At 65.9% G+C, this 13,011-nt stretch carries 14 protein-coding genes; 11 read left to right on the forward strand and 3 right to left on the reverse strand.

All coding sequences use genetic code 11. From position 1 onward, the window contains the following. Window positions 1-153: 153 nt before the first annotated feature. Window positions 154-309, forward strand: a complete 156-nt coding sequence (locus QFZ36_RS01230; protein WP_306633259.1) for a hypothetical protein — start codon at window positions 154-156, stop codon at window positions 307-309. Between the two features lie 59 nt (window positions 310-368). Here the strand turns inward: QFZ36_RS01230 and QFZ36_RS01235 are convergent, their stop codons facing one another. Next, window positions 369-1,046, reverse strand: coding sequence for an alpha/beta hydrolase family protein (locus QFZ36_RS01235; protein WP_306633262.1), 678 nt, complete (start codon window positions 1,044-1,046; stop codon window positions 369-371). A 69-nt stretch (window positions 1,047-1,115) separates the two neighbouring features. On the opposite strand from QFZ36_RS01235, the gene ligD reads away from it, so the two are divergent. Then, window positions 1,116-2,138 carry a non-homologous end-joining DNA ligase gene (gene ligD, locus QFZ36_RS01240; protein ID WP_306633264.1) on the forward strand — a complete coding sequence of 341 codons (1,023 nt, stop codon included), beginning with the start codon at window positions 1,116-1,118 and terminating at the stop codon, window positions 2,136-2,138. Window positions 2,139-2,142: 4 nt separating this feature from the next. On the opposite strand, the gene QFZ36_RS01245 is transcribed toward ligD, so the two are convergent. After that, window positions 2,143-2,763: an L-threonylcarbamoyladenylate synthase gene (locus tag QFZ36_RS01245; protein WP_306633266.1), complete on the reverse strand. Its 621-nt coding sequence runs from the start codon at window positions 2,761-2,763 to the stop codon at window positions 2,143-2,145. Between the two features lie 106 nt (window positions 2,764-2,869). Between QFZ36_RS01245 and QFZ36_RS01250 the strand changes: the two genes are divergently transcribed. The 8 genes from QFZ36_RS01250 (at window position 2,870) to QFZ36_RS01285 (ending at window position 9,441) form a co-directional block, all read left to right on the forward strand. After that, entirely contained in the window at window positions 2,870-4,813 is a 1,944-nt protein-coding gene (locus QFZ36_RS01250) for a DUF4118 domain-containing protein (RefSeq protein WP_306633268.1), read from the forward strand. Then, complete coding sequence (locus tag QFZ36_RS01255) at window positions 4,810-5,532, forward strand: response regulator (protein ID WP_306633270.1); 723 nt, start codon at window positions 4,810-4,812, stop codon at window positions 5,530-5,532. Before QFZ36_RS01250 ends, QFZ36_RS01255 begins: the two co-directional genes overlap by 4 nt. Before the next feature lie 104 nt (window positions 5,533-5,636). Further along, window positions 5,637-6,068 carry a VOC family protein gene (locus tag QFZ36_RS01260; RefSeq protein ID WP_306633273.1) on the forward strand — a complete coding sequence of 144 codons (432 nt, stop codon included), beginning with the start codon at window positions 5,637-5,639 and terminating at the stop codon, window positions 6,066-6,068. 69 nt (window positions 6,069-6,137) lie between these two features. Further along, window positions 6,138-6,572, forward strand: coding sequence for a hypothetical protein (locus QFZ36_RS01265; RefSeq protein ID WP_306633275.1), 435 nt, complete (start codon window positions 6,138-6,140; stop codon window positions 6,570-6,572). Window positions 6,573-6,588: 16 nt separating this feature from the next. Further along, on the forward strand, window positions 6,589-7,098 hold the full coding sequence (locus QFZ36_RS01270) for an HAD domain-containing protein (protein WP_306633277.1): 510 nt from the start codon (window positions 6,589-6,591) through the stop codon (window positions 7,096-7,098). Window positions 7,099-7,250: 152 nt separating this feature from the next. Continuing rightward, window positions 7,251-8,600, forward strand: coding sequence for an inorganic phosphate transporter (locus tag QFZ36_RS01275; protein ID WP_306633278.1), 1,350 nt, complete (start codon window positions 7,251-7,253; stop codon window positions 8,598-8,600). Beyond that, window positions 8,597-8,818, forward strand: coding sequence for a hypothetical protein (locus tag QFZ36_RS01280; RefSeq protein ID WP_306633280.1), 222 nt, complete (start codon window positions 8,597-8,599; stop codon window positions 8,816-8,818). Before QFZ36_RS01275 ends, QFZ36_RS01280 begins: the two co-directional genes overlap by 4 nt. Window positions 8,819-8,889: 71 nt before the next feature. Further along, on the forward strand, window positions 8,890-9,441 hold the full coding sequence (locus QFZ36_RS01285) for a dihydrofolate reductase family protein (RefSeq protein WP_306633283.1): 552 nt from the start codon (window positions 8,890-8,892) through the stop codon (window positions 9,439-9,441). Between the two features lie 189 nt (window positions 9,442-9,630). On the opposite strand, the gene QFZ36_RS01290 is transcribed toward QFZ36_RS01285, so the two are convergent. Further along, window positions 9,631-10,107: a hotdog fold thioesterase gene (locus tag QFZ36_RS01290; protein ID WP_306633284.1), complete on the reverse strand. Its 477-nt coding sequence runs from the start codon at window positions 10,105-10,107 to the stop codon at window positions 9,631-9,633. Between the two features lie 19 nt (window positions 10,108-10,126). Between QFZ36_RS01290 and polA the strand changes: the two genes are divergently transcribed. Next, window positions 10,127-12,970, forward strand: a complete 2,844-nt coding sequence (gene polA / locus QFZ36_RS01295; protein ID WP_306633285.1) for a DNA polymerase I — start codon at window positions 10,127-10,129, stop codon at window positions 12,968-12,970. Window positions 12,971-13,011 lie beyond the last annotated feature (41 nt).

Below are 13,011 nucleotides of genomic sequence, written 5' to 3' on the forward strand. Positions count from 1 at the left end.
CTGGTTCCGGCGCACGCCTAGCCGGCTGCTTCAGGCTACGTGAGAACTAAGATACACACCCGAAACGTCCCGTCGATGGGCTGAAACATGCCCCGGTTAGGCTCGTTCCTACCTGGACAGAGTGGTCCATATCAGACCTGGAAGGACGTAAAGATGTTTCTCTTGAACAGCCTTAACCTTTTGCTCGACGGCCGGCGCAATGAAGACGGCCGGTCCCACAATGGTGCCGGCGGAACCAGCGAGTTTCCCGAAGGCCGCCTGACCTCCGCCGCCTGGGAGGGCTGGTGGCACGAGGAAGCAGCAGCGTAGCCCGGCTTTCCCCTGGCCAGGCCGGTGTCAGCGCATAGCCCCACCGGGAGCGCCCTGTGTCAGGACTGGTCCTGCATAAAGGCGGCCACCGGCCGGGCCAGTGAAGCGCCAACCTCTGCTGGCGGGCGTTTCATGCCGGCGACGGCGAATGAGTGGTCGGCTCCCTCCACCCACTGGAGGACGGCATGGGGACCGATGCGGGACACCACGTCCTCGAGGATCTCCGGGGTGGCGAACGTGTCACGGCCGCCCTGGAGGAACAGCATGGGGGTGGCCAGCCCGTACAGGTGCTCGTCCCGCAGCTTTTCCGGTTTTCCCGGTGGATGCAGGGGATAGCCCAGGTACACCAGCCCGGCGGCTTCCATACCGTCGGCTACAGCCATGGAGGCCATCCGGCCGCCGAAGGATTTGCCTGCCGCCCAGAGCGGACCCGTGTCCTGATGCTTCGCCGCCTCCTGCGCCGCCGCGGCCATGGCACCACGCCAGGCGGTGATGGCTGCGGGCGGACGGTCCGGAAACTTCCTGCCCGCTTCCCGGTAGGGGAAGTTGAACCGCAGCGTCGCAACGCCGAGCCCGTTCAGTGCTGCTGTGAACCCCGTCAGGAACGGGTGCTCCATCCCGGCGCCGGCACCGTGGGCCACCACCACTGTGGCGGACGGATTGTCGGGGCGGGCGTAGGCGGCGGTGACGGTGACGTCGCCCACCGTAACGGTCAGGGGCACTTCCGGGACTGGCATCCCTCCATCATGCCGGACCGGGAGGCCGAAATCTGTCCGGTTTCCACAGCCGGGGTGTACGTTGTCCCCATGGCGAGCGAACAGACCACCATTACTGTGCCGGGCCCCGACGGCGGGCGCGAGATGCGCATTTCCAGTCCCAGCCGAGTCCTTTGGCCGGACCTGGGTCTCACCAAACTGGACCTGGCGCGTTACATCTGCGACGTGGGAGAAGCGTTCATCACGGCCAACGGTGACCGGCCGGTGGCATTGCAGAGGTACTCGGACAACGTCGAGGGCGAGATGTTTTTCTCCAAGAATCCGCCCAAGGGAACGCCGGACTTCATACGGACCCAAAAAGTGGTTTTTCCGAGCGCCCGCTCACATCTCATGCTGATCCTGGACGAGCCCGCCGCAGCCGTGTGGGCGGTCCAGATGAACACGGTGGTCTTCCACCCGTGGCCCTCCCGCGCGGCGAACACCGACAATCCGGACCAGCTGCGCATTGACCTTGATCCGCAGCCGGGGACGGATTTTGGCGATGCCGTTCCGGCCGCGCTGGTCTTGAAGGAAGTCCTGGCCGAAGCCGGGCTTACCTGCTTTATTAAGACCTCAGGCAACCGGGGGCTGCACGTGTACGCGCCGATCGAGCCCACCCGCGAGTTCCTGGACGTGCGGCATGCGGTCATCGCTGCCGCGAGGGAAGTGGAGCGCAGGATGCCGAAGAAGGTCACCACCGCGTGGTGGAAAGAAGAACGTGGAACACGCGTCTTCCTGGACTTCAACCAGGCCAACCGCGACCGCACCATCGCCGGCGCCTACAGCCCCCGGGCGCTGCCGCACGCCTCGGTATCGTGCCCCATCACTTGGGACGAGCTGGAGACCGCGGACCCCAAGGACTTCACCATCCTCACCGTCCCCGACCGGCTCAAAACCGTGGGCGACCCCTGGGCGGACATGCACAAGAAGCCTGGCTCCATCGATACCCTGCTCGAGTGGTGGGACCGCGACCTGAAGGCGGGCCTGGAAGAAATGCCCTTCCCGCCGGATTACCCGAAGATGCCCGGCGAACCGCCCAGGGTCCAGCCCAGTCGCGCCCGGAAGCAGGACTAACGGGCTATTCGAAGCGGGACGGGTCCCCGGTTCCTCGGCGGGCAACCTCGGCCACGCCACTGGAGAAATCCACCACCGTGGTGGGCTCCGCTCCGCAGTCGCCGGCGTCGATCACCGCGTCCACCTGGTGGTCCAGCCGCTCCTTGATCTCCCAGCCCTGGGTCAGCGGGTCCTCCTCGTCCGGCAACAGCAGCGTGCTTGAAAGCAGCGGCTCACCGAGCTCTGCCAGCAGGGCCTGGACCACCCTGTTGTCCGGGATCCTGACGCCCACGGTCTTTTTCTTGGGGTGCAGCAGGCGCCGCGGGACCTCCTTGGTGGCCGGGAGGATAAAGGTGTAGCTTCCGGGCGTCACGGACTTGATGCTGCGGAAAACATCATTGCCAATGTTCACGAACTGCCCCAGCTGTGCGAAGTCCTTGCAGACCAGTGTGAAATGGTGTTTATCGTCAAGTCTGCGGATGTTCCTGATCCGGTCCAGGGCGTCCTTGTTGCCCAACTGGGCCCCCAGCGCGTAGCAGGAGTCAGTCGGGTAGGCGATCAGTCCGCCGTCGAGCACTATGCGCACTGCCTGGGCAATGGCCCGGGGCTGCGGATCCTGGGGATGAACATCAAAGTATCTGGCCATGCACCCGAGCCTACGTTCCCTGCCGGGCCCGCCGCACCACTTCCTTGCCGGAGCAGCCGCCCGGCAGCGTCACCGCCGCCAGCACCAGGGTGGGAGAATGTGGCTCATGGGTATGGAACGGATCGTCGTTGGCCTCCAGGGCGACGACGACGGGGAACTCCTGGTGCGCCGTGCCGCGAGGCTTCTCCACCGGGGCGACGGCGGCGAGCTGCTCGCCGTCCACGTACGAACCCCGGCAGGCACCCGGGCAGAGTCCCCGCAGGCACTCCAAGCCCAGCGCGGGCTGGTTGAGGACCTGGGCGGCAGCTATCACACCGTGTCGGCGTCTGATGTCGCCCGCGCCCTGGTGGAGTTCGCCCGCTCGGCACGGGCCTCCCACGTCATCGTGGGACAGTCGCGCCGCCACCGGATCACGGCCCCCTTCCGCCTGGGCGTGGACGCCAGGGTGGTGCGGGAAGCAGCGGACATTGATGTCCAGGTGGTGCCCCTTGTCAGGCATTCCGGCGGCCGGGGGAGGCGCACCGAACTGGGCAGGGTGCGGACCGGGTTCGGGTTTGCCCTCGCCGCGGTCCTTCCGCCCTTGTTGCAGCTCCTCCTGGCCATGTTCGAGCACAGTGTGGCTACCGCGGTGCTGATCCAGCTCACGGGCGCAGTCGCAGTATCCCTGGCAGGCGGACTGTGGCCGGCCGTTGCCGGTGCGCTGTGGAGCAGCCTGCTGGTGAACTATTTTTCCACTCCGCCCCTTGGCGACCTCGCCATCCACGACCCCCAGGACCTCCTGTCGCTGGCCGTTTTTGTCGGCGTCTCGGTGGCGGTGGCCGGGGTGGTGGACGGGTCTGCACGGCGTTCCAAGGAGGCCTCCCGGGCACAGGCCGAAGCCGCCACCCTGGGTGATCTTGCCCTGGGTGCCTCCCGGTCGGAGGACACCCTGCACGGGCTGCTCGCGGAAGCCCTGGATGCCTTCGGCGCCTCCGGGGCCGCCGTCGTCAGCAACCTTCCAGCGGCGGGCGAGCAGGATTCGGGGCACCCGGATTCAGGGCACCAGCCGCTCCTGCTGGCAGGCGCCGGTGATATATCCGGCTGGCAGGATGGAACGCAGGACCTCGGCGGCGTTCCGGGGACCACCGCCGTCCAGGTGGATCCCGTGACCTGGCTGGTCCTGTTCGGCCGGGAGGTCCCGCCGTCAGGTCGGAGGCTGCTGGGCGCCTTCGCGGTGCACGTCAAGGCACAGCTGGAACGCCGGCAGCTGGAGGCCAGCCGGCACGAAATCCTGCGGCTCGCCGAAGGGAACACCATGCGCACCGCCATCCTGCAGGCCGTGTCCCACGACCTGCGTACGCCACTGGCCGGGATCAAACTGGCGGCCGGCGGGCTCCTGCAAAATGGCGTTGCCTACACTCCGGCTGAACAGCGGGAGTTGCTCGAAACCATCGATGCCTGCACTGACCGGCTCGATTTGCTGGTGGGGAACCTGCTGGACATGTCGCGGATTACTGCCCGGTCTGTGGAACCGCTGCTGGGGCCGGTCCGGTTGGGTGAGGTCATTGATGGGGCACTGCGCGGACTTCCGGAGGGTGCCATAACGGTAGCGCTGCCGGCCAACCTGCCGCCCGTAGAGGCTGACCGCGGGCTGTTGGAACGGGTCATCGCGAACATCCTTGAGAACGCGCTCAAACATGCGCCGGGTTCAGGAGTGGCAATAACCACGCCGGCGGACGGGCTCGCCGGCGTGACGGCCGGAGGACACCCGTGCGGTGAGCTCCGCATCGCCGACCATGGCCCCGGCGTCCCCGAGCGGAAGGTGCTGGACATGTTCAGGCCATTCCAGCGGGCGGACGACCTGCCCCATGCCAGCGGGCTGGGCCTCGGACTCGCCGTCGCCCAGGGTTTCGTCCAGGCGATGCGGGGAACCCTCACGGCCGAGGCGACTCCAGGGGGAGGACTGACAATGATCATCCGCCTGCCGCTCTCCACCGGCAGCCCCGGTATTGCCGGGAGCATTGCCCCCGGCGCGGAGACCATCCAGGGCACCGGGTCGGTGTTGACGTGACCGGACGGCACGACCCCAAGGCTGACGAAACCGAGCCGCACAGTGGTGCCAAAATCCTCGTGGTGGATGACGACCCCCACCTGCTGAAGGCACTGCGCATCACACTGGCGGCGCATGGCTACGGCGTGGAAACCGCGGCGGACGGGGCATCCGCCCTGCTCGCCGCCGGCCGCAACGTGCCGGACGTGGTGGTCCTGGACCTCGGACTGCCGGACATGGACGGCGCAGACGTCCTCGGTGATCTTCGCCGGTGGAGCTCGGTCCCGGTGCTGGTCCTGTCCGCGCGCCACGGATCATCGGACAAGGTGGGGGCACTCGATGCCGGCGCCGACGACTACATCACCAAGCCTTTCGGACTGGACGAACTCCTGGCCCGGCTCCGGGCGCTGCTCCGGCGCGTCCCCGGACCCGAATCTGCCCCTGTGGTGGCATCGTCCGGCTTCACAGTAGACCTTGTGCACCGGCAGGTGCTCCGCGACGGAAACGCGGTCCGGCTTACGCCCACGGAGTGGAACATCCTCGAAATCCTCGTGCGGAATCCGAAAAGCCTCATCACCCAGCAACAGTTGCTGGCGCATGCCTGGGGGCCCGCCTACCAGAAGGAAGCCAACTACCTGCGCGTTTACATGGCGCAGCTCCGCAGGAAACTGGAAGCCGACCCCGGCAACCCCCGCCACCTGCTGACTGAACCCGGAATCGGGTACCGCTTCGTTCCCTGAATCGGGGGAAACCGGAGGCCATGCCCCCTACCCAGAGGGCTGCCCTTGGGGCAGGATGTTGTCTGGTTCCATTCCTTCCAGTACAAACTCAAGGAGATCCAGCCATGCCCACCACCCTCAACCCCTACCTGAGCTTCCGTGACGATGCCCGGGAAGCCATGAACTTCTACCAGTCGGTGTTCGGCGGTGAGCTCACGCTCAGCACTTTTGGCGAGTTCCAGGCCAGCGAGGACCCGGCGGAAGCCGAAAAGATCATGCATGGCATGCTGACCACCACGCAGGGCCTGGTGCTGATGGGTGCGGACACTCCGAACAGCATGGAGTTCAGCGCAGGCTCGTCCATCTCCGTCTCCCTCAGTGGCGATGACGAGGCGGAACTGCGCGGCTACTACGACAAACTCAGTGGCGGAGGCGGCACCGTGACAGTGCCGATGGAACAGGCTCCCTGGGGCGACATCTTCGGGATGTGCACTGACCGTTACGGGGTGGCCTGGCTCATTAACGTCAACAATCAGCAGGCGGCCCCAACTCCGTAATCCGGCAGCCGGGCGGGGCCCGCCCGTGTTTCCTTGAGGAGGGACGCCACCCAGTGCGACGATGTACGCGTGGAGTCCCTCTTTGATTTCCTCGCCGACAAATGGTGGCTTGTTTTCCCGATGAGCGCGCTGGCAGGCCACTGGGCAAATTCATGGCGCAAGGCCGGCGACCGGAGGCACCAGCGGAAGGTGGAGCTGTACAAGCTCCGAAACCAGGCGAATGTGGCGGAGAACGCCTCAACGGCCGACGTCGAGACTCTGCTGGCCGCCCACGACGCCACCAACAAACGCTGGCTGGAGTACGAGCTCGACGTCGGCAAACTGATCGACTTCCCGCTCATGACAGATGTCCGCGAACCCCTCACCGTGGCCTTCCTGCGTGCCAAGCGGGAAGCCGACGGGCTGCGGCCGGCATCAGCGGCGGACATGACAGCAGCACTCGAGGGCAAAATCGCCCCCATGCTCGACCCCGGCGTGCAGCCCTTGGATTCCCGGCACGGCTGATATCCGGGGAGGAACCGTGGCCCGCCGTACGCTCTATCTCGACGTTGACGGCGTCGTCTGTCCCTTTGGTCCGGAAGGGCGCAACGGCTGGGGAACCGCGTGGCGGCGCGCTGCTGCCGGCCTGTTGCGCGTGGCGTACGCGCCCGAACTTGTTAGGGGACTCAACAGCCTGGCGGCGGCCTCGGAACTGCGGTGCGTCTGGCTCACCAGCTGGGAGGAACTGGCGCCGCAGTACCTCTGCCCGGCGATCGGGCTGGAGGGCGGCCGCTGGCCGCACCTGACGGCGGAAGGGGCCGGAAGCGGCGCCGGTTGGTGGAAGCTCCACGCCATCCAGGACGATGTGGAGCGAACCGCGCCCGACGCCGTCGCCTGGGTGGATGACCAGCTCGCGTACGAGGCCGAAGCCCAGGCCTGGGCCCGGGTCATGGGCCACCGGCTGCTGGCGGTTTCACCGGACCCCAGGCGGGGGATCTCGCCGTCGGAGCTTGAAGCAGTCAGCTCCTTTCTCGGGCAGCCGGTGTTTTGACCTCCTGCCGCGGACGCGTACGATCGATAAGGTTTCACGCCGGCTGTTTAGCGCGCCGCAGGTCATTCCAAGCGAACAGCTGGTGAATTATGCTGTGCAAGGCAGCCGGGGAAAGAAACTGCTGAACGTCGACTCTGCAGATTGGGCAACAGGTGGATATCACCTTCATGGTGGCGCTGGTTATAGCACTGGCACTATTTTTCGACTTCACTAACGGTTTCCACGACACCGCGAACGCGATGGCCACGCCCATCGCCACGGGTGCGATCAAACCGAAGACAGCTGTGGCCCTGGCAGCCATCCTGAACCTGGTGGGCGCCTTCCTGTCCACGGAAGTGGCGAAAACGGTCTCCGGCGGCATCATCCGTGAAGGCTCTGGCGGCGTGCAGATCACACCGGACATTATTTTCGCGGGCCTCATGGGGGCCGTCCTGTGGAACATGATCACCTGGTTGAAAGGCCTTCCGTCGAGTTCCTCGCATGCACTGTTCGGCGGCCTGATCGGCGCGGCCATAGCGGGCATCGGGTTCAACTCGATCAATCTTGAGACCCTGCTCCAGAAGGTCATCCTGCCGGCGATCTTTGCGCCGGTCATCGCCGGGGCCGCTGCCTACCTCTGCACCCGCCTCGCCTATGCACTGACTTCGCGCCACGACCCGGAAACCGGCAGCAAACTGACGCAGAAGCGCGGCGGCTTCCGGACCGGCCAGATCTTCACCTCAAGCCTGGTGGCGCTGGCGCACGGCACCAATGACGCCCAGAAGACGATGGGCATCATCACGCTGGTGCTGATTGCAGCCGGTACGCAGGCGCCCGGCTCCGGCCCCCAGTTCTGGGTAATCGGAGCCTGCGCCCTCGCGATCGCCATCGGCACCTACGCCGGCGGTTGGCGCATCATTCGGACCATGGGTTCGGGCCTTACCGAAGTGAAGCCCGCGCAGGGCTTCGCTGCTGAAACCAGCACCGCCTCCGCCATCCTGGCATCGTCGCACCTTGGCTTCGCGCTCTCCACCACGCAGGTTGCGTCCGGCTCCGTGATCGGTTCAGGTATGGGCCGCAAGGGAACCACGGTGCGCTGGGGCATGGTGGGCAAGATCGCCCTCGGGTGGCTCTTCACCCTTCCCGCTGCAGGGGTCGTGGGTGCGCTCACCGCGCTGCTGGTCAAGACCGGGATAGTGGGCGTCCTGATCGCCGCCATCGCTGGTACCGGTGCCGTCCTATTCATGTTCTTCTACTCACGCAAGTCCGCCGTGGGCCACCACAACGCCGTCGAGGTCGAGGAAGTGGGCCAGGCCGTCCGCTTCGCCAAGAAGAAGGCGATGGCACGGGCCCGTGCAGAAGCCAAGGCGAAGGCCAAGGCCGAAGCCAAAGCGAAAGCCAAGGCAGAAGCGCCCGCTGACGCGAAAGCGAAAGCCGAAACGAAAGCCCCGGCTGAAGCGCAAGCCGATAAGAAGGCCCCGGTAGAAGCCGAACCCGTCGAGACGAAGGATGCCCAGCGATGAAGTGGTTGGAACTGCTGACCGTGGCCGGAGCCACCCTGGCGGCCGCAGTGACCGTGGTGGTCCTCTACTCGCTTGGCGTCAGGCTGACTGCCATCGCCGGTGATGCGCAGCAGACCTCGCCGGGCCTGAAACGTTCACTGGCCTATGCCTGCTTTGGCCTGTGCGGGCTGGCCGTCCTCTTCGGGCTCTACCTGATCATTCCGTACTTCTCCCGCTAGACTCCGCCAGCACCCAAAGCGACAGCTTGGGGGGCGTTGGCCAGGCCGCGGCACATGGCTAGGCTTGAGCCATGTCACGGATCCAGTACTTTGTCGCCGCATCCCTCGACGGTTTTATCGCCACCCCCACGGACGACCTTGACTGGCTCCTGCAGTTCGACGGTTTCGAGGGCGGCATGGAAAGCTACGAGGCTTTTATGGCTGGCGTGGGCTGCATTGTGATGGGCGGCGGCACCTACACCTGGCTTATGGAGCACCAGCCCGGAAACTGGCCCTACCCTGGCACGCCCAGCTACGTCTTCACCCGGCACGAGTACGTGGCGCCTGACGGGGCGGACATTACGTTTGTCCGTGGGAACATCAGCGAGTTCATCGCGGACTTCAAAGCCGACGCGCGCGGCAAGAACGTCTGGGTGGTGGGCGGCGGAGACCTTGCTGCCCAGTTCGCCGACGCCGGCCTGCTGGACGAACTCATCCTCTCCGTCATCCCCGTGGTCCTGGGAAGCGGCAAGCAGCTCTTGCCGTTGGCAGGCCCGACGCCGCCACTTGAGCTGACTGCTTCGCGTGCCATGGGCAGGGGCATTGTTGAGCTGCGGTACCTGCTGAAGGGCAGCGGCAGCTGAGCCCGTCGAACCCCGCGGTTGAGACGCCCCATCACATCCCGTGCGTTTTGGGAAGACGCCCCATCACCTCCCGTGCGTTTTGGGAAGACGCCCCATCACCTCCCGCGTTGGAGCTGCGGGAGGTGATGGCGCGTTCGAAAATTTCATGCGGAAGGTGATGGGGCGTCGGACGGTGTCCGTTCCGCGCTTTCAGCCCTTCGAAGGCGCCGCGTTGTCCCGGATCATGTTGGTGATGCGGGCGGTGGACAGCCGGCGGCCCTGCTCATCCGTCATCACGATTTCGTGCGTTGCCAGAGTCCGGCCAAGGTGGATGGCCGTACAGGTTCCGGTCACGGTGCCGCCTGAGATGGAACGGTGGTGGGTGGCGCTGACCTCGATGCCTACTGCATGGCGGCCGGGCCCTGCGTGCATGCCGGCCGAAAATGAGCCAAGCGTTTCCGCCAGCACCACGTGGGCGCCGCCGTGAAGGATGCCGGCCACCTGGGTGTTCCCCTCCACGGGCATGGTGGCCACCGTCCGCTCAGGGCTCATCTCCAGGAAACGGATGCCCATTTTCACCACCAGGGCGCCAATCCCGAATTGGCCAAGCCAGCCGTGCAGGTGCTCCGGGACTCCTGCGGCAGTGAGCTCCCCGGCGAAGGGGCCGGGCGTGAAATTGTCCATCATGGCAACTAGGCTGGCATCTGTGAGTGAAACAACCAAACCGGCCCCTTTCCCGTCCGACGTCCTGCAGGAGGACGCTTCCCCGGGGGGCTCCTCTGCCCTTCAAGACCCTGCAGTTCAGGACGAGGCACAAACCCCGGCCGGCGGATCGGTTTCAGCAACGGCCGCACCCGTGGTTCCCATCACCGGCCAGCCGCGGCTGCTGGTCCTGGATGGACATTCGATGGCCTTCCGCGCCTTTTTTGCACTGCCCGCGGACAAGTTCTCCACGGCGAACGGGCAGCACACCAACGCCATCCACGGCTTCACCTCCATGCTGATCAACCTCATCAAGGAACAGCAGCCCACGCACATCGCCGTCGCCTTTGACGTCTCGGATGAGACCACCCACCGCAAGGCCGAATACAGTGAATACAAGGGCGGCCGCAACGAGACCCCCCGCGAGATGAACAACCAGATCGATCTCATCGCGCAGGTGATGCAGGCCTGGGGCATCAAGACCATCGCAATGCCCGGCTACGAGGCTGACGACATTCTTGCCACCCTTGCCGCCATGGGCGAAAAGGCCGGCTTCGAAGTTCTGCTGGTTTCCGGTGACCGGGACGCGTTCCAGCTGATCACGGACCACGTTTTTGTGCTCTACCCCAAGAAGGGCGTCAGCGACATCCCCAGGATGGACGCCGCGGCCATTGAGGCGAAGTACTTCGTCAGCCCGGACCGGTATTCGGACCTCGCCGCACTGGTGGGGGAGACGGCCGACAACCTGCCGGGCGTGCCCGGCGTGGGTCCCAAGACTGCCGCCAAATGGATCAACCTTTACGGCGGGCTTGAAGGCGTCCTGGAAAACCTGGATTCCATCGGCGGAAAGGTGGGAGACGCGCTGCGCGAGAATGTCGAGTCCGTGAAGCGCAACCGCCGGTTGAACAGGCTCCTCCCGGACCTTGAACTTCCGGTAACCCTGGATGACCTGTACCAGCCCCGCCCTGACCAGGCCGCCCTTGAGGATCTCTTCGACCAGCTCGAATTCAAGGCCATCAGGGGCCGGCTCTTTGCCCTCTATGGCGACGACGACACCCCCGCGCCCGAGCGGGCGAGCATCGAGACCCCCGACTTCACCACACCCGCGGGGGCCGCGGAGCTCGCCGCATTCCTGGCGGCAGGTGCCGGCCAGCGGTCCGCCCTCGCCGTGGACCTGGTTCCCGGGCGGATCGGCGAGGACGCCGCCGGCCTGGCCATCGTCCGGGACGGCGCCGCCGCCTACATCGATCTCAGCAGCCAGGACGCCGAGGCGGAAAACGTCCTGGCCGGCTGGCTCCGCGACCCCGAATCGCCCAAGGTGATGCACGGGTTTAAGGCCGCGCTGAAGGCCCTGTCCTCCCGGGGACTGGAGCTCGAAGGCGTGGTGGATGACACCTCCATCTCCGGCTACCTTATCGAGCCGGACCGGCGCACGTACGAGCTCGCCGAACTCGCCCAGCACCACCTCAACGTGGGCATCCCCGCCGCCACTGCCAAGGCCGGCCAGCTGGAACTGTCCTTCGACGGCGACGACGAAGCCGCCGCGGGGGCGCTGGTGCAGGCCGCCGCCGTCGTGCTTGAACTGAGCCGCTTCTTTGCAGCGGAACTGAAGGAGCGCAGCGCCGAGGAACTGCTCTCCACGCTCGAACTTCCGGTCAGCCGTGTGCTGGCTGACATGGAGCTTGCCGGCATCGGCATCGACATGGCCAGGATGGACGAGCAGCTCGCTGACCTTTCCAGGGTCATTGACAATGCCCAGGAGCAGGCGTTTGCGGCGATTGGCCACGAGGTCAACCTCGGTTCACCCAAACAGCTGCAGACCGTGCTGTTCGAGGAACTCCAGCTGCCCAAGACCAAAAAGATCAAGTCCGGCTACACCACCGATGCCGCCTCCTTGAAAAACCTCCTGGACAAAACGGGTCACGAGTTCCTGGTCCAGCTCATGGCCCACCGTGAAGCATCCAAGCTGCGCCAAATGCTGGAGTCGCTGAAGAAGTCGGTGGCGGAGGACGGCCGGATCCACACCACGTACGCCCAGAACGTTGCGGCGACGGGGCGGATCTCGTCCAACAACCCCAACCTCCAGAACATCCCCATCCGCAGCGAGGAGGGCCGCCGGGTCCGCGGGATCTTCGTGGTCAGCGACGGGTACGAATGCCTGCTCTCCGCGGATTATTCGCAGATCGAAATGCGCATCATGGCCCACCTCTCCGGTGATGCCGGCCTGATCCAGGCGTACAAGGACGGGGAGGACCTGCACCGGTTCGTGGGCTCGAACATCTTCCACGTCCCCACCGGGGAAGTCACCAGCGCCATGCGCTCCAAGGTGAAGGCCATGTCCTACGGCCTCGCCTACGGGCTGACCTCCTTCGGCCTGTCCAAGCAGCTGGAGATCTCGGTGGACGAGGCACGCAGCCTCATGAAGGACTACTTCGACCGGTTCGGCGCGGTCCGCGACTACCTGCGCGGCGTGGTGGACCAGGCCCGCGTGGATGGCTACACGGCAACCATCGAGGGACGCCGGCGGTACCTGCCCGACCTGACCAGCACGGACCGGCAGCTCCGGGAAAACGCCGAACGGATCGCGCTTAACAGCCCCATCCAGGGCTCGGCTGCGGACATCATCAAACGGGCCATGCTCGGCGTCCACGCCGAGCTCCAGTCCCAGGGCCTCAAGTCCCGGATGCTGCTGCAGGTCCATGACGAACTGGTGCTGGAAGTCGCCGCAGGGGAGCGCGCAGCGGTGGAGAAGCTGGTCACCGACCAGATGGGCGCCGCCGCGGACCTCAGCGTTCCGCTGGAGGTCCAGATCGGCGTCGGCCCCAGCTGGTACGACGCCGGGCACTAGGCTTTCGCGGGCACTGGAAGGCGCCGGGTACTGGACGGGGG

It is taken from the genome of Pseudarthrobacter siccitolerans, from assembly GCF_030823375.1.
Classification (GTDB): domain Bacteria; phylum Actinomycetota; class Actinomycetes; order Actinomycetales; family Micrococcaceae; genus Arthrobacter; species Arthrobacter siccitolerans_A.